Genomic DNA, 15986 nt, shown 5'->3' on the forward strand with positions numbered 1-15986 from the left:
AAGCGGACATTCGACCCGCGCCCGCTCCAGCTCGATTTCGAAACCTTCCAGCTGCGCCGGGGTGGCCGAGAATCAGCAGAATGCGTTTGCCCATGGTCATGTTCCTTGCCGCTGAAAACGCCAAGGATGAAGTCTGCCCCTCAGGGCAGAGTCAAGGCCTGCAACAAGGCTTTGGCATAACCCGGCAGAGCGCTGAAATCGCGGGCGCAGAGCATCAGGGTACGGCGCGCCCATGGCTCGTTCAGGGCAACGCTTTTGAATGAGCGCATTGGCGCGCGCTCGATGGCCGCCAGCGGCACGATGGCCAGCCCGGCACCCCGCGCGACCATGCGCATCACCCCGTCGAAACCGTCAGCACGAATGCGCACCTGCATCCGCGAGCCACTGTGCAACGCCTGTTCTTCGAGATAAATCGCCAGTGCGCTGTCGGTGCTCAAACCTACGAAGTCGTGGTGCAGAGCGTCGCTGAAACTGACGTCGGCGGCGTCGCAAAGCGGATGAGCGAGCGGCACGATCAGCAGCAATGGATCGTCGCGAAACGGCTGAGTCTGCAAATCGGTGGTGTCCACGGCATCTGAGACGATCCCGAGATCCGCTGCGCCCTGGCGCAAGGCATGCGTGATGCGCGCGCTGGGTAGCTCTTGCAGATCGATGTCGAGGTTGGGATGGCTGCGCAGGAAGTCGGCGAGTACCTCCGGCAGGTATTCGGTGATTGCCGTGGTGTTGCACAACAGCCGCACCTGACCTTTGACGCCCTGGGCGTAGTCGGCGAGGTCCTGCTGCATGCGTTCGGCCTGTTGCAGCAGGATGCGTGCGTGCTGCGCCAGTGCCTTGCCGGCCGGTGTCGGGGTCACGCCACGGCGCCCGCGTTGCAGGAAGGCAGTGCCCAGCGAGGCCTCCATGGCGCGAATGCGCGCGCTGGCGGCGGCAAGCGAAAGATGGCTGCGGGCGGCGCCGGCGGTGATGTTTCCGGTGTCGAGGATGTGCAGGTAGAGGCGCAGGTCGGTGAGGTCGAAGTGCATGGGCAGCCTGTGGTTTTTGTAATGTCTGGACTGGCCTCTTCGCGAGCAAGCCCACTCCCACAGGTTCAGTGTTCGCCGCCGATCCAGTGTGGGAGCGGGCTTGCTCGCGAAAGAGCCATGAGCCGCAAAACAATTTTCAGCCTCTTGCATTGGCAGAGGCAACCTCAGTATATGGCAGATTTTCAACCCTCTGCCCAAGGCGCACAGTAGCGCCATGAACGCATTCGCAGATTTCTATCAAAACCTCGGCCTGGCCTTGTCTTTGCTGGTCCTGACTACCTTCGTCATGGCCGGCTTGGTCAAAGGTGTGATCGGCCTCGGCCTGCCCACTGTCGCCATGGGCCTGCTCGGTCTGGCTATGGCACCGTCACAGGCAGCGGCACTGCTGATCATTCCGGCAACGTTGACCAACGTCTGGCAACTGGCGTTCGGCGGACATTTGCGCGGGTTGATCAAGCGCCTGTGGCCGATGCTGCTGATGATCTTCCTTGGCACCGCACTCGGCACGTTGTCGATCGGCATGGCGGGCGGGCATTGGGTGGTGCGCGGGCTGGGTGCGGCGTTGCTGCTCTATGCGTTGAGCGGATTACTGCTGCCGACGCTGCAGGTCGACCCTCGGCATGAAGCGTGGCTTGGTCCGGTGTGCGGGGTGATCACCGGCGTCATCACCTCGGCCACCGGAGTGTTCGTGATCCCGGCAGTGCCGTATCTGCAAGCGCTGGGTTTGAACCGTGATCAGTTGGTGCAGGCGCTGGGCCTGTCGTTCACGGTTTCGACCTTGGCGCTGGCCGCCGGTTTGTTCTGGCGCGGTGCGCTGGGCGGGGGCGAATTGAGCGCCTCGCTGCTGGCGCTGATCCCGGCGATGTTGGGCATGTGGCTGGGGCAGTGGCTGCGGCAGCGGATCAGCGCCGTGCTGTTCAAGCGTGTGTTTTTTGTCGGACTGGGCGCGCTCGGCGCCCATCTGCTGATCAGCGGTTAGCCGACGACGCACTGAGCATGTCGATCTGCCGGATATCGAAATCGCGCTCCAGGTACGCCATGCGGTTTTCGAAAAATTCACGCATGTGCGGCAGGTTCGAGTGCACGTCCAGATGCGCCTGGCTTTCCCAGATCTCGTAGAAGATGAACAACGTCGGGTCTTCCTTGTCGCGCAGCATGTGGTACTCGATGCAGCCGGGCTCGGCGCGGCTCGGCTCGACGCAGGCGCGGAACAGTGCCTCGAAGGCCTCGGATTTCTCCGGGCGGGTCTTGGCGTGCAGGATGAAACCGTAGCGTTCACTCATCGAAACAACTCCTCAAATGCAGATCGCCGGGAATGCTATTGCAACAATCGGCATTTGATTCGTGCTTTTTGATCAAATGTATTTTGCGCCGGCGCGGCTTATTCCGCGCGAGATGGGTGGTTAACCTGCCGCCATTCCTTTTCCCATCTTCCTCCAGCCCCAGGCTGCACCGAGGCGTTCTCATGAAAAAAGTGTTGTTGCTCAATGGCGGCAAAAAATTCGCCCACTCCGACGGTCGTTACAACGCCACCCTGCACGAAACCGCGCTGAGCGTGCTCGATCGTGGCGGCGTTGATGTCAAAACCACCTGCATCGATGAGGGCTACGATGTCGCTGAAGAAGTCGCCAAGTTCCTCTGGGCCGACGTGATCATTTATCAGATGCCAGGCTGGTGGATGGGCGCGCCGTGGACGGTGAAAAAGTACCTCGACGAGGTCTTCACCGAAGGCCACGGCAGCCTCTACGCCAGCGATGGTCGTACCCGTTCCGACTCGTCGCAGAAGTACGGCAGCGGCGGCCTGATCCAGGGCAAGCAATACATGCTGTCGCTGACCTGGAATGCGCCGCAACAAGCCTTCGATGACCCGACAGACTTTTTCGAGGCCAAGGGTGTGGACGCGGTGTATTTCCCGTTCCACAAGGCCAACGAGTTCCTCGGCATGAGCGGTTTGCCGACGTTCCTCTGTGTGGATGTGATGAAGCGTCCGAACATCGAGAACGATGTGGCGCGCTATGAGCAGCATCTGAAAGAGGTGTTCGGCCTCAAGGCTTGAAGTGATTCAAGCTACTATCGAATAGCTTCGACAAATCCTGTGGCGAAAGAGCTTGCTCGTGCTGGAGTGCGCAGCGCGCCCCTACGTTTGAGGTAAAGCGGGGGCAGCTCCCTCACCACAATGAATATGCATTCGATTAGAGAATATCAGTGAAAGCCAGATCCGATGAGTTGCAGATTTTCGTCTGCGTGATCGAGTGCGGTTCTATTTCCGCTGCCGCCGAGCAGGTCGGGCAGACGCCGTCGGCGGTCAGCCGCACGTTGTCGCGGCTGGAGGCCAAACTCGACACCACGCTGATCAACCGCACCACACGGCGCATGGACCTGACCGAAGAGGGCAAGTATTTCTTCGAGCAGGCCAAGCTGATTCTCGATCAGATGGACGCGCTCGAAGAGCGTCTGTCGTCACGCCAGCAAACCCCGTCCGGACGCCTGCGGATCAACGCCGCATCGCCCTTCATGCTGCACGCCATCGTGCCGTACATCGACGAGTTCAGGCGGCTATATCCGGACATCCAGCTTGAACTCAACAGCAATGACCTGATCATTGACCTGCTGGAACAAAGCACCGACGTCGCCATCCGCATCGGCACCCTTGCCGACTCCACGTTGCATGCGCGGTCACTGGGTTGCAGTCCGCTGCTGATCGTCGCCAGTCCGGCGTATCTGCACAAGCACGGTGCACCGCAGCAAGTAGCGCAGCTGAGCGAACACACCCTGCTCGGTTTTACCCACAACGAAGGCCTCAACCAGTGGCCGCTGCGTTACGTGCACGGTGACCGCTGGCCGATCACCCCGGCGATCAGCGCCTCCAGTGGCGAGACCGTGCGCCATCTGGCGCTGGAAGGGCAGGGTATCGCCTGCCTGTCGCATTTCATGACCATCGACGACATCCGCGCCGGACGCCTCAAGGTGCTGCTGGCGGAGTTCAACAGCGGGTATCGCCAGCCGATCAACGCCGTTTACTACCGTAACTCGCAACTGGCGCTGCGCATTCAGTGCTTCCTCGACTTCATCCAGAGCAAACTCGCGGCTTACGCCAGCGCTGATTTCAAGGGTTGATTCGTGACCTCTGCGCAAGAGTGAATTGGGTGAGGACGGGTTTTTCCACCCGGGTCAGCGGTCGATACTCGCTGCATCACTTACTCACGCAGGGAGTTTCTTCATGAACGTATTCATCACCGGCGCCGCCGGATTCATCGGCGGCTCGATCGCCACCGGTCTGGTCCAGGCCGGGCACAATGTCACGGGCCTGGTGCGCAGCGCCGAGCAGGCTGATGAACTCAAGGCATTGGGCATCAACGCAGTGATCGGCACTCTCGAAGACAGTGCGCTGCTGGCCGAACAGGCCCGCGCCGCTGATGCGGTGATCAATGCTGCGAGCAGTGACCATCGCGGTGCGGTCGAAGCGTTGCTCGATGCCCTGCGCGGTTCGAACAAAGTGTTCCTGCACACCAGCGGTTCGAGCATCGTCGGCGATGCGTCGGGCGGCAAGTCCAGCGACGTCATCTACTACGAAGACAATCTGCCGGAGCCGACTGTCGACAAGGCTGCCCGCGTCGCGATCGACAACCTGATCCTCGCAGCGGCGAAGGACGGGGTGAACTCGGCGGTGATCTGCAACACCCTGATCTACGGCCACAGCCTGGGTGTGCATCGCGACAGCGTGCAGTTGCCGCGTCTGCTGAAGCAGGCACGTAAAAGCGGTGTGGTGCGCCACGTCGGCACTGGGCAGAACATCTGGTCCAACGTTCACATCGAAGACGTCGTCGCGCTGTATTTGCTGGCGCTGACCAGGAACATACCGGGCACCTTCTACTTCGTCGAAAGCGGCGAAGCCTCGTTCATCGACATGACCACCGCCACGGCCCAAGCCTTGAACCTCGGCGAGCCACAAGACTGGCCGCTCAAAGACGCCGAAGCCGAATGGGGCTACGAAATGGCCAACTACGGTCTGGGCTCCAACAGCCGTGTACGCGGCAAACACGCCCGTGAACTGCTGGGCTGGGCGCCGAAGCGCACGTCGGTGGTGGATTGGATTCGTAACGAAATGGTGTAACTCATCGAACACCCACCACCTGTAGGAGCGAGCCTGCTCGCGAATGCGCTGGATCAGTTGGTAGAAATATTGAATGTAACGGCCCCTTCGCGAGCAAGCCCGCTCCCACAGTTAGGCCGCATTCTGACTGACGGAATGCAATCAACCTGTGGGAGCGAGCCTGCTCGCGAAAGCGCTGGGTCAGTTGGTAGAAATGTTGAATGTATCGGCCCCTTCGCGAGCAAGCCTGCTCCCACAGTTTGATTTGTGTTTGCCTGAGCGGGATGTAAATCCGGCCCCACGATTTTCATTAATCGCGACAAGACATACCCATCAGCGACACGCCTTACCTCTCCACGAAAATTACTTTCATGCGGTTTGAAAACTCGATCTCGAAATGATTTATGAGTTTCACAACCCATTCGAACGTGACCCTTTCGAGGAGTACCGCATGACGCCTTCCTTCGGCTATTGGCTGTTGGTTTATGCCGCCGTCGCCATCATCGCGCTGATCGTGTTGATCGCCCGTTACCGGCTCAACCCGTTCATTGTCATCACCCTGATTTCCATTGGGCTGGCGTTGGTGGCGGGGATGCCGCCGTCAGGGGTCGTGGGGGCGTATGAGGCCGGGGTGGGCAAGACGCTGGGGCATATTGCGCTGGTGGTGGCGCTGGGAACGATGCTCGGCAAGATGATGGCCGAGTCCGGCGGCGCGGAGCAGATGGCGCGCACGCTGATCGCCAGGTTCGGCGAGAAGAATGCACACTGGGCGATGGTCTGCATCGCGTTTCTGGTCGGCTTGCCGCTGTTCTTCGAAGTCGGTTTTGTATTGCTGGTGCCGATTGCGTTCACCGTCGCGCGGCGGGTGGGCGTGTCGATTCTGATGGTCGGTTTGCCGATGGTCGCCGGCCTGTCAGTGGTGCATGCGCTGGTGCCACCGCATCCGGCGGCGATGCTCGCGGTGCAGGCCTATCAGGCGTCGGTCGGGCAGACCTTGCTGTATGCGATTGCCATCGGTATTCCGACGGCGATCATCGCAGGCCCCCTGTACGCCAGGTTCATCGTGCCGCGTATTCAGTTGCCGGCGAATAATCCGCTGGAAAAGCAGTTCCTCGACCGCGAACCCCGCGACAAACTGCCGGGGTTCGGCGTCACCATGGCGACCATTCTGTTGCCAGTGGTGCTGATGCTGATGGGGGGCTGGGCCAACCTGATATCCACGCCGGGCAGCGGCTTCAACCAGTTTCTGTTGTTCATCGGCAACTCGGTGATCGCGCTGTTGCTGGCGACCTTGCTGAGTTTCTGGACGCTGGGCATCGTCCAGGGTTTCAACCGTGAATCGATCCTCAAGTTCACCAACGAGTGCCTGGCACCAACCGCCAGCATCACCTTGCTGGTGGGCGCCGGCGGTGGTCTGAACCGGATTCTGGTGGACGCCGGTGTCACCGATCAGATCGTCGGCCTGGCCCACGAATTTCACCTGTCGCCGCTGATCATGGGCTGGCTGTTCGCCGCGTTGATGAGGGTCGCCACCGGTTCGGCAACCGTGGCGATGACCACAGCTTCGGGCGTGGTCGCGCCGGTGGCCATTGGTCTGGGTTATCCACACCCGGAGCTGTTGGTGCTGGCGACCGGTGCAGGGTCGGTTATCTTTTCCCACGTCAACGACGGCGGCTTCTGGTTGATCAAGGAATACTTCAACATGACGGTCGCGCAGACGTTCAAGACCTGGACCGTGCTCGAGACGCTGATCTCGCTGGTCGCATTCGGCCTGACCGTCGGCCTTTCATACCTGTTGTAACCGGAGCCAGTCGCCATGGACATCCTTTATCAGATCCGCGCCCGTCAGGACTCCTTCAGCGCCGGCGAAGGGCGTATCGCCCGGTTGATGCTCGACGACGTCGGTTTCGCCGCGAGCGCCAGCCTCGAAGACCTCGCGCAACGGGCCGAGGTCAGCACCGCCACGTTGTCGCGTTTTGCCCGCACGGTGGGCTGCCGCGACCTGCGTGATCTGCGCCTGCAACTGGCTCAGGCCAGTGGCGTCGGCAGCCGTTTTCTCGACCCGGCGGGCACGCCTGAGCAGTCAGCGTTTTACGGGCAGATTGTCGGTGATATCGAAACCACCCTGCGTCAGCATTTGGCCGGGTTCGACGAATCACGCTTCGCCGACGCGGTGAAATTGCTCGGCCAGGCGCGGATGATTCATGCGTTCGGCATGGGCGGTTGCTCGACCCTGTGCAGTGACGAGTTGCAGGTACGGCTGGTGCGCCTCGGCTACCCGATTGCGGTGTGTCACGACGCGGTGATGATGCGCGTCACCGCCGCCAGCCTGAATGCCGAACAAGTGGTGATCGTCTGCTCGCTGACCGGCATCACCCCGGAGTTGCTGGAAACCGTCGAGCTGGCGCGCAACTACGGCGCCCGCATCCTTGCCATCACCCGCGCCGATTCGCCGCTGGCCGAACTGGCCGACATCGTCCTGCCGCTGCAAGGCGCGGAAACCTCGTTCATCTACAAACCGACCGCGGCGCGCTACGGCATGCTGCTCGCCATCGACGTGCTCGCCACCGAGCTGGCGCTGGCCAACCCTGAAGACAATCAAGAGCGTCTGCGGCGGATCAAACTCGCCCTCGACGAATACCGTGGCGGCGACGATCACCTGCCGCTGGGAGACTGACATGCTGTACGACACGCTGATTCGCAACGCCCTGATCATCGATGGCAGCAACACGCCCGGTTACCGCGCCGATGTGGCGATTTTAAATGGCCGCATCGAGCGCATTGGCGACCTGCAGGATGCTCGTGCCACTGAGGAAATCGACGCCACCGGTCGCGTGCTGGCGCCGGGTTTCATTGATGTGCACACCCACGATGACACCGTGGTTATCCGCCAACCCGAAATGCTGCCCAAGCTCAGCCAAGGCGTGACCACGGTGATTGTCGGCAACTGCGGGATCAGTGCGTCGCCGGTGACGTTGAAGGGCAATCCGCCGGATCCGATGAACCTGCTCGGTACGGCGGCCGCGTTCGTTTACCCGCGTTTCAGCGATTACCGCGCGGCGGTCGAAGCGGCGAAGACCACGCTGAACGTCGCCGCGCTTGTCGGTCACACAGCGCTGCGCAGCAATCACCTCGACGACTTGTTCCGCAGCGCCACGCCAGACGAGATCGGCGCGATGCGTGAGCAATTGCGCGAAAGCCTTGAAGCGGGTGCGCTCGGGTTATCCACAGGGCTGGCGTACGCCAGCGCGTTCAATGCTTCCACTGATGAAGTGAAACAATTGACCGAAGAGCTGACCGCGTTCGGTGCGGTGTACACCACGCACCTGCGCAGTGAGTTCGAACCGGTGCTGGAGGCGATGGAGGAGGCGTTCAGCATCGGACGCCATTCACGGTCTCCGGTGATCATTTCCCACCTCAAATGTGCCGGTGCCGGTAACTGGGGGCGTAGTCCGCAATTGTTGGCGTCGCTGGAAGAAGCAGCGAAAGCCCAGCACGTGGGTTGCGATTGTTATCCCTACGCGGCGAGCTCGTCGACGCTGGATCTGAAGCAAGTCACCGATGCCCACCGCATCACCATCACCTGGTCGACGCCGCACCCGCACGTCAGCGGGCGCGACCTGATCGACATCGCCGCCGAATGGAACGTGCCCCTGCTCGAAGCGGCCAAACGCCTGCAACCCGCTGGCGCGGTGTACTACGGCATGGACGAGGCGGATGTCCGAAAAATCCTCGCGCATCCATTGTCGATGGTCGGTTCTGACGGACTGCCGGAAGACCCGTTCCCGCATCCACGCCTGTGGGGCGCTTTCCCACGGGTGCTGGGACATTTCAGTCGCGATGTCGGGCTGTTTCCGCTGCACACTGCGGTACACAAAATGACCGGGCTGTCGGCGGCGCGTTTCGGTTTGACGGAGCGCGGCGAGATTCGTGAAGGTTATTGGGCCGATTTGGTGTTGTTTGACCCAGCGACCGTGCGTGATGTGGCGGATTTCAATGACCCGCAGCGGGCGGCGCAGGGCATTGATGGCGTGTGGATCAACGGTGTGTTGAGCTATCGCGACGGCCAGGCGAATGGCCGCCGGGAAGGGCGGTTTCTGGCCCGGCAGGGTGATTTGCGCAACAACTTTCGCTGACATTTCGCGGAGTGCGTCACAGTGATGGCACATTGCAATTAAAGAAAGCCATCGCCAAGCCGAATTGCTGACATCCAGCCCAGCTACACTCTTGGGCCAAACAGTCAGGGAGCACCCCATGAGCTTCGGTAAAACCACCCCGATCCTGCGGATCTTCGATGAAGCCAAGGCGTTGGAATTCTACGTTGACTTCCTCGGCTTCAAGGTCGACTGGCAGCACCGTTTCGAGGCCGATTTCCCGTTGTATCTGCAGGTGTCGCGTGGCGAGTGCGTGTTGCATTTGTCCGAGCATCATGGCGATGCAACGCCGGGTTCGGCGTTGCGCATCGAGACCGATGAGCTGGAGGCGTTTCAACAGCAGTTGGTGGCCAAGGATTACAAGTTCTCGAACCCGGGGATCCAGGCGATGCCGTGGGGCAGTCAGGACATGACGATCACGGATCCGTTCGGCAATCGGCTGGTGTTTACCAACGCGATCAGTCTCTGAATCGAGCTGAACAAGTCGCGGCCCAGTCAGCGCGATTTATCTGTGGGACGTTGTGCGGCTGCTGACGCCTTCGCGAGCAAGCCCGCTCCCACATTGGATCGTCAGCGAACATGGATTTTGTGTACGACATAAATCCCCTGTGGGAGCGGGCTTGCTCGCGAAGAGGCCGGAACCATCACCCGCGATGCGTCTGCCGAAACTCCCCCGGCGGCATCCCGCGCCGGCTCTTGAACGTGCGGTGAAACGACCTCGGCTCGGTAAACCCCAGATACTGCGCAATGTCTTGAATCGGCAGTGTGCTGTTCAACAGGTAATGCTCGGCCAACTCCTGACGCAGGTCATCGAGAATCTGCTGATACGACGTCCCCGCCTGATGCAACTGGCGCTGCAACGTACGCACCGACACCGCCAGTTGCTCGGCCACCTGTTCCTTGCGCGGCAAGCCTTCCTTGAGCAACTGGCGCAGGATGCTTTTGACCCTCTGCTCCAACGATGCGTCCTCCAGCGTCGCCATCAGGCCCATCGCGTGTTCTTCCAGGGTGCGCAGCAATTGCGCATCGGCCTGGCGCAACGGCAATTGCAGGTACGGCAGCGGCACGATCAGCGCTGAATACGGCTGCTCGAACAGCACCGGGCAATCGAAAAACCGTTCGTACTGCGCCTGCGTGGTATCCACCGGACGCGGGTGTTCCAGCCACACGGCGGCGGGCGACATCTGCGTGTCGGCGATCCAGCGTGCATATTGCAGCCATGAGCCGAGGACGTTTTCCACCAGATGCCGACGGATCCGCGGGCGCTCGTAGCGGCAGCTCCAGATCAGATGCACGTGGCCGTCCTGCACCTCGGCGCGGCTGACGCCCATGTCCCCCACCAGTTTTTCGAACGGCATGATCCGGCTCATGGCATCGCCCAGGGTTGCGCAGTTCATGGTGATGTAACCGAGCACACTCCAGGAATTGGGCAAGACGAAGTTCGCGGCATTGAGGCCGAACAGCGGATCGCCCGAGTGCTCGCAGAAGTAATCGAGCAGGCGTTCATGGGTTTCGCCCGGCAGACGCAGGCTGTTGTCGCTCAGTTGCTGCGCCTGCAACCCGGCCGCCGCCAACGCGGGCTCGATGGCCATGCCCAGTTGTTCGGCATGGCGCACGTATTTGAGCAGCGGCGGAACAGAGGTGAAGCCGAGCGATTGCATGATCCAAATCCCTTGATCAAGGCCTGCATGAGCGAATGAATGCCTGAAAGGTAATTTGAAACCACGGCTAAAGTAAATGGCTGGCACTTGCGCGACGTTTGACTCAATTGGCTACTCGAACTGGCCGGATGCGACCGTGACACTTTTCGGCCGCTGACTAGTATGGAGGCCTGCCACATCACTGATCAGACTGCATAAGAAGGACACACGCATGCGACGCTGGAACGGCTGGGGAGATGCAACCACGGTGGTCGAACTGCCGGCCCAGGGCGCGAGTTTTCTCCATGAACGGTTGGGGGCCGGGCGCGCGCTGCCCGATGCCACGCTGGAGGAGGCATTGGCGCGGGTGCCGGTCTCGCGGCTGGGGCAGCACGCCTTGTACAGCGTCGACGCTCATGACCGTCTGTTGCATGCGCGGGGCCAGAGCCTGCCGGACTGGCTGGCACTGCGCGAAGGCGTGCCGGGCAACTATCCCGACGCGGTGGCGTTTCCCGAAACGGCTGAGCAGATCCGCCAATTACTGGCACTCGCCCATGAGCAGGACCTGTGCCTGATTCCCTACGGCGGCGGCACCTCGGTGGCCGGGCACATCAACCCGCCGGACTCGGCGCGGCCGGTGGTGACGGTGTCGCTGGCGCGGATGAATCGCCTGACCGACCTCGACGAGGCCAGCCAATTGGCGACGTTTGGCCCCGGCGCCAGTGGCCCGCAAGTCGAAAGTCAACTGCGCGCCAAGGGTTACACGCTCGGGCATTTCCCGCAGTCGTGGGAACTGTCGACGCTCGGCGGTTGGGTCGCCAGTCGCTCCAGTGGTCAGCAGTCGTTGCGCTACGGGCGCATCGAGCAATTGTTCGCCGGCGGCACGCTGGAAACCTTCGCCGGCCCCTTGGAAATCCCGACCTTTCCGGCTTCGGCGGCGGGGCCTGATCTGCGTGAAGTGGTGCTCGGTTGTGAAGGCCGTTTCGGGATCATTTCCGAGGTCAAGGTGCGGGTCAGTCCGCTGCCCGCCGATGAGCGTTTCTACGGCGTGTTCCTGCCCGGTTGGAGCAAGGCGCTGCAAGCGATCCGCCAGTTGGCGCAGGCGCGGGTACCGCTGTCGATGCTGCGTCTGTCGAATGCGGTGGAGACTGAAACTCAGCTGGCGCTGGCCGGCCATCCGCAGCAGATCGCCTGGCTGGAAAAGTATCTGAGCCTGCGCGGCGCCGGTGAGGGCAAGTGCCTGCTGACCTTCGGCGTGACCGGCAATCGTCGGCAGAACGCGCTGTCATTGACGCAAGCCCGGCAGCATCTGAAAGCCTTTGGCGGCGTGTTCACCGGCACTTTGCTTGGCAAGAAGTGGGCGCAGAACCGCTTCCGTTTCCCCTACCTGCGCGAGAACCTGTGGAACGCCGGTTACGTGGTCGACACCCTCGAAACCGCCACCGATTGGAGCAACGTCGACCACCTGCTCAACCTGATCGAAAACAGCCTGCGCGATGCCTTGGCCGCCGAAGGCGAACGCGTACACGTGTTCACCCATCTGTCCCACGTCTACGGCGAAGGTTCGAGCATCTACACCACCTACGTGTTTCGCCCGGCGGCGGACTATCCCGCGACGCTGGCGCGTTGGAAGGCCCTCAAGCATGCGGCCAGCCAGACCATCGTCGACAACCACGGCACCATCAGTCACCAGCATGGTGTCGGCAAGGATCACGCGCCGTATCTGCTGCGCGAAAAAGGTGCGCTGGCGATGGACACTTTGCAGGCGCTGAGCAAGCACTTCGATCCGGCCGGGCGCCTCAATCCCGGCACGCTGTTGCCGGAGTGACCACCATGAATCCTGACTGGAACGCCGCGTGGCGCGAGCAAATTCTGCCAACGTTGGGCGCCGAAACCTGGGACCTGATCGTGATTGGCGGCGGCATCAGCGGTGCCGGCATCCTGCGCGAAGCTGCGCGGCGTGGCTGGCGCTGCCTGTTGCTGGAACAACGGGATTTCGCCTGGGGCACCTCCAGTCGATCGTCGAAAATGGTCCATGGCGGTTTGCGCTACATCGCCAAGGGCCAGTGGCGCCTGACCCGCGACTCGGTGCGCGAACGTCAACGCCTGCTCGACGAAGCGCCGGGGCTGGTGGAACCGATGAGTTTCATGATGCCGCACTATCGCGGCGGCTTTCCCGGGCCGCGTGTGCTCGGTGGCTTGTTGTCCGTTTACGACGCGTTGGCCGGACGGCGCAGCCATCGTTTTCATGACGCGCAACAACTGCGTTTTATGGCGCCGGGGGTCAAGGAAGACGACCTGCTCGGCGGCACCTGTTTTGTCGATGCGCTGACCGATGATGCACGGCTGGTGATGCGCGTGCTGAGCGAAGCGCGGGCCGATGGCGCGGTGGTGCTCAACGGGGTGCGCGTCGAACGGTTGCCGCGCGAAGACGGGCGGGTGTGCGGGGTGCAGATCGATGACTGCGAAGCCGGTGGATCGCTGCAATTGCGCTGCGGCGTGCTGGCGGTGGCGACCGGTGCGTGGGCTGAGCGCTTGCGTTTGCCTGAGTCACCGCGACAACTTCGGCCATTGCGCGGCAGTCATTTGCTGCTGCCGGGCTGGCGTCTGCCGGTGGCGCAGGCGTTCACTTTTCTGCATGAGCGCGACCGTCGGCCGGTGTTCGTTTTTCCCTGGGAAGGGGCGACGGTTGTGGGCACCACCGACCTCGATCATCGCGAGGATCTGGACCAGAGCGCGAGCATCAGTGCGGAAGAACTCGACTATCTGCTGGCGGCTTGCAGGCAACAATTTCCCGGGGCCGAAGTGACGGCAACCGATGTGCTGTCGACCTGGTCGGGCGTACGCCCGGTGGTGGGCAGCGCGGCGGGTGAGCAGCAAGGCAAGCCGTCGAACGAAACCCGTGAACATGTGCTGTGGCAGGAGCCGGGTTGCGTGACCCTGGCCGGCGGCAAACTGACGACCTTTCGCCCGCAAGCCATCGAAGTGCTCAAGGCTTGTGCCGGCATGCTCGGCCGTCATTTCGAGGATGATGCGGCGCCGGTGTTCGCTGGCGTTGCGCCGCTGAGCATTCCCGGACTCAGCCCTCAGCAATGGCGACGCCTGGCCGGACGACATGGCCGTGACCTGCCGAGGCTGGCGCAACTGATCGCCGAGTTGGGCCACGATACCGTCGGCAGCACCGACACCTTGTGGGCAGAACTGGCCTTCGCCTGTGAAGCGGAAATGGTCCTGCACCTCGATGATCTGCTGCTGCGTCGCACCCGTCTGGGTCTGTTGCTGGCGCGCGGTGGCGAAGATCACTTCGCCGCCATCGGCAAACTCTGCCAGCCACGGCTGGGCTGGGACGATGCACACTGGCAGCAAGAGCTGCAGCGTTACCGGGCGTTGTGGCAACGCCATCACGGTTTGCCGGATGCCACGCCTTGATGCCCCTTGAAGAGAGCTCCATGGATAACCACCCGAACAAGCGTTACCTGCTGGCAATCGACAACGGCACCCAGAGCGTGCGTGCATTGCTCTTCGATTTGCAGGGTAATCTGCTCGGCAAAGGCAAGGTCGAGTTGCAGGCGTACTACTCGACACAACCGGGCTGGGCCGAACAGGATCCGGAATACTACTGGGCGAAACTCGGCGAGGCCTGCCAGCAGGTGTGGGCGCAAACCGGGATTGATCGTTCGCAGATTGCCGGCGTCTCGCTGACCACCCAGCGCGGCACGGTGATCAATGTCGATGCCGAGGGCAAACCGCTGCGTCCGGCGATTTTGTGGCTCGATCAGCGCCAGAGCGAAGTCGAGGGCGGGATCAAGGGGCCGTGGGGCTGGTTGTTCAAACTGGTCGGTGCGCAGGCCACTGTGGATTATTTTCGCGCCCAGGCCGAGGCCAACTGGATCGCGCGGCATCAGCCTGAGCTGTGGGCGGCGACCGACAAGTTTCTGCTGCTCTCGGGGTTTCTCACCCATCGTCTGTGCGGACGCTTTGTCGACTCGGTCGGTTGTTGCGTCGGCTACCTGCCGTTCGATTTCAAGCGTCTGCAATGGGCCGCGCCGAGTGACTGGAAATGGCAGGCGCTGGCAGTGCGTCCGGAGCAATTACCGACGTTGTACAAACCCGGCGAAACCCTTGGCTACATCAGCGCTGAGGCCAGCCGCCACACCGGGATTCCCGAGGGCTTGCCGTTGATTGCGGCGGGCGCCGACAAGGCGTGCGAAGTGGTCGGTTCCGGCGTGGTCGATGCGAGCACCGTGTGCCTGTCCTACGGCACTACGGCGACGATCACCAGCACGCGCTCGCGCTATCTGGAAATCGTCCCGCTGATTCCGCCGTATCCGTCGGCGGTGCCGGATCAGTACAACTGCGAGGTAATGATTTATCGCGGTTACTGGATGGTCAGCTGGTTCAAGAACGAGTTCGGCTTGCGTGAGATGCAGCAGGCGAAAGAGCAGGGCATTGAACCCGAGCAACTGTTCGATGCACTGGTCGAGGCAGTACCGCCAGGGTCGATGGGTTTGATGCTGCAACCCTATTGGTCGCCGGGGATTCGTGAGCCGGGTATCGAGGCCAAAGGCGCGATGATCGGCTTTGGCGATGTGCACACCCGCGCGCACATTTACCGAGCGATTCTGGAAGGACTGGCGTATGCCTTGCGTCAGGGCATGGAGAAGATCGAGAAGCGCTCGAAAGTCTCGATCAAGCGTCTGCGGGTGGCGGGCGGCGGCTCGCAGAGCGATGCGGCGATGCAGCTCACGGCGAATATTTTTGGCCTGCCGGCGGAGCGTCCGCATGTGTACGAGGCGTCGGGGCTGGGCGCGGCGATCTGCTGTGCGGTGGGGTTGGGGGTGTACGCGGATTTCCCCAGCGCGATCGCGGCGATGACTCGAGTCGGCGCGGTGTTCACCCCTCAACCCGAGGCGCAAAAAATCTACGAGCAGCTGTACAAAGACGTCTACCTGCGCATGTACCGCCAGCTCAAACCGTTGTACCAGAGCATCCGCAAGATCACCGGTTACCCCGCTTGACAAAACACCACGCAGTTCCTTGTGGGAGCGGGCTTGCTCGCGAAGGCGTAACGTCAGTC

The 15986-nt window shown here is 61.9% G+C and carries 14 protein-coding genes; 11 read left to right on the forward strand and 3 right to left on the reverse strand.

Features of this window, described 5'->3' with window-relative positions; all coding sequences use genetic code 11:
- Nucleotides 1–140 precede the first annotated feature (140 nt).
- Complete coding sequence (locus AC0J41_RS01825; RefSeq protein ID WP_473014410.1) at nucleotides 141–1022, reverse strand: LysR substrate-binding domain-containing protein; 882 nt, start codon at nucleotides 1020–1022, stop codon at nucleotides 141–143.
- Between the two features lie 214 nt (nucleotides 1023–1236).
- Between AC0J41_RS01825 and AC0J41_RS01830 the strand changes: the two genes are divergently transcribed.
- Complete coding sequence (locus tag AC0J41_RS01830; RefSeq protein ID WP_473014411.1) at nucleotides 1237–2001, forward strand: sulfite exporter TauE/SafE family protein; 765 nt, start codon at nucleotides 1237–1239, stop codon at nucleotides 1999–2001.
- Here AC0J41_RS01830 and AC0J41_RS01835 read toward each other — a convergent pair.
- Nucleotides 1991–2305, reverse strand: a complete 315-nt coding sequence (locus tag AC0J41_RS01835; RefSeq protein WP_025110537.1) for a putative quinol monooxygenase — start codon at nucleotides 2303–2305, stop codon at nucleotides 1991–1993. The genes AC0J41_RS01830 and AC0J41_RS01835 overlap by 11 nt on opposite strands.
- A gap of 182 nt (nucleotides 2306–2487) precedes the next feature.
- Between AC0J41_RS01835 and mdaB the strand changes: the two genes are divergently transcribed.
- The 7 genes from mdaB to AC0J41_RS01870 all read left to right on the forward strand — a co-directional run bounded on the left by mdaB (nucleotide 2488) and on the right by AC0J41_RS01870 (nucleotide 9738).
- Nucleotides 2488–3078 (forward strand): NADPH:quinone oxidoreductase MdaB, encoded by a 591-nt coding sequence (gene mdaB / locus AC0J41_RS01840; RefSeq protein WP_473014412.1) that lies wholly within the window; start codon nucleotides 2488–2490, stop codon nucleotides 3076–3078.
- A 149-nt stretch (nucleotides 3079–3227) separates the two neighbouring features.
- Nucleotides 3228–4139 (forward strand): LysR family transcriptional regulator, encoded by a 912-nt coding sequence (locus AC0J41_RS01845; RefSeq protein WP_025110535.1) that lies wholly within the window; start codon nucleotides 3228–3230, stop codon nucleotides 4137–4139.
- A 103-nt stretch (nucleotides 4140–4242) separates the two neighbouring features.
- Nucleotides 4243–5136: an NAD-dependent epimerase/dehydratase family protein gene (locus tag AC0J41_RS01850; RefSeq protein WP_473014413.1), complete on the forward strand. Its 894-nt coding sequence runs from the start codon at nucleotides 4243–4245 to the stop codon at nucleotides 5134–5136.
- 430 nt (nucleotides 5137–5566) lie between these two features.
- Nucleotides 5567–6916, forward strand: a complete 1350-nt coding sequence (locus tag AC0J41_RS01855; protein WP_473014414.1) for a GntP family permease — start codon at nucleotides 5567–5569, stop codon at nucleotides 6914–6916.
- Nucleotides 6917–6931: 15 nt separating this feature from the next.
- Entirely contained in the window at nucleotides 6932–7792 is an 861-nt protein-coding gene (locus AC0J41_RS01860) for a MurR/RpiR family transcriptional regulator (RefSeq protein WP_105709252.1), read from the forward strand.
- Between the two features lies 1 nt (nucleotide 7793).
- Nucleotides 7794–9251, forward strand: a complete 1458-nt coding sequence (locus AC0J41_RS01865; protein ID WP_473014415.1) for an N-acyl-D-amino-acid deacylase family protein — start codon at nucleotides 7794–7796, stop codon at nucleotides 9249–9251.
- Nucleotides 9252–9369: 118 nt separating this feature from the next.
- The gene (locus AC0J41_RS01870; protein WP_473014416.1) at nucleotides 9370–9738 is read left to right on the forward strand and encodes a glyoxalase superfamily protein; all 369 of its coding nucleotides are present in this window, start codon (nucleotides 9370–9372) and stop codon (nucleotides 9736–9738) included.
- Between the two features lie 175 nt (nucleotides 9739–9913).
- On the opposite strand, the gene gliR is transcribed toward AC0J41_RS01870, so the two are convergent.
- Complete coding sequence (gene gliR / locus AC0J41_RS01875) at nucleotides 9914–10930, reverse strand: AraC family transcriptional regulator GliR (protein WP_025110529.1); 1017 nt, start codon at nucleotides 10928–10930, stop codon at nucleotides 9914–9916.
- A 211-nt stretch (nucleotides 10931–11141) separates the two neighbouring features.
- Here gliR and AC0J41_RS01880 point away from each other — a divergent pair, with 211 nt between their 5' ends.
- From AC0J41_RS01880 to AC0J41_RS01890, 3 genes are read left to right on the forward strand one after another with little or no spacing between them, the layout of a single operon-like run.
- Nucleotides 11142–12737: an FAD-binding oxidoreductase gene (locus tag AC0J41_RS01880; protein ID WP_473014417.1), complete on the forward strand. Its 1596-nt coding sequence runs from the start codon at nucleotides 11142–11144 to the stop codon at nucleotides 12735–12737.
- 5 nt (nucleotides 12738–12742) lie between these two features.
- On the forward strand, nucleotides 12743–14338 hold the full coding sequence (locus AC0J41_RS01885) for a glycerol-3-phosphate dehydrogenase/oxidase (protein ID WP_473014418.1): 1596 nt from the start codon (nucleotides 12743–12745) through the stop codon (nucleotides 14336–14338).
- Between the two features lie 20 nt (nucleotides 14339–14358).
- Nucleotides 14359–15927 (forward strand): FGGY-family carbohydrate kinase, encoded by a 1569-nt coding sequence (locus AC0J41_RS01890; RefSeq protein ID WP_473014419.1) that lies wholly within the window; start codon nucleotides 14359–14361, stop codon nucleotides 15925–15927.
- Nucleotides 15928–15986 lie beyond the last annotated feature (59 nt).

It is taken from the genome of Pseudomonas sp. Arb-4-2C (assembly GCF_055755015.1).

Bases quoted from the DNA above. Each gene is read 5' to 3' on its own strand.
- AC0J41_RS01825 (WP_473014410.1), bottom strand. From the start codon at position 1,022: ATGCACTTCGACCTCACCGACCTGCGCCTCTACCTGCACATCCTCGAC.
- AC0J41_RS01850 (WP_473014413.1), top strand. From the start codon at position 4,243: ATGAACGTATTCATCACCGGCGCCGCCGGATTCATCGGCGGCTCGATC.
- AC0J41_RS01870 (WP_473014416.1), top strand. From the start codon at position 9,370: ATGAGCTTCGGTAAAACCACCCCGATCCTGCGGATCTTCGATGAAGCC.
- gliR (WP_025110529.1), bottom strand. From the start codon at position 10,930: ATGCAATCGCTCGGCTTCACCTCTGTTCCGCCGCTGCTCAAATACGTG.
- AC0J41_RS01885 (WP_473014418.1), top strand. From the start codon at position 12,743: ATGAATCCTGACTGGAACGCCGCGTGGCGCGAGCAAATTCTGCCAACG.
- AC0J41_RS01880 (WP_473014417.1), top strand. From the start codon at position 11,142: ATGCGACGCTGGAACGGCTGGGGAGATGCAACCACGGTGGTCGAACTG.
- mdaB (WP_473014412.1), top strand. From the start codon at position 2,488: ATGAAAAAAGTGTTGTTGCTCAATGGCGGCAAAAAATTCGCCCACTCC.
- AC0J41_RS01865 (WP_473014415.1), top strand. From the start codon at position 7,794: ATGCTGTACGACACGCTGATTCGCAACGCCCTGATCATCGATGGCAGC.
- AC0J41_RS01830 (WP_473014411.1), top strand. From the start codon at position 1,237: ATGAACGCATTCGCAGATTTCTATCAAAACCTCGGCCTGGCCTTGTCT.
- AC0J41_RS01890 (WP_473014419.1), top strand. From the start codon at position 14,359: ATGGATAACCACCCGAACAAGCGTTACCTGCTGGCAATCGACAACGGC.
- AC0J41_RS01860 (WP_105709252.1), top strand. From the start codon at position 6,932: ATGGACATCCTTTATCAGATCCGCGCCCGTCAGGACTCCTTCAGCGCC.
- AC0J41_RS01855 (WP_473014414.1), top strand. From the start codon at position 5,567: ATGACGCCTTCCTTCGGCTATTGGCTGTTGGTTTATGCCGCCGTCGCC.
- AC0J41_RS01835 (WP_025110537.1), bottom strand. From the start codon at position 2,305: ATGAGTGAACGCTACGGTTTCATCCTGCACGCCAAGACCCGCCCGGAG.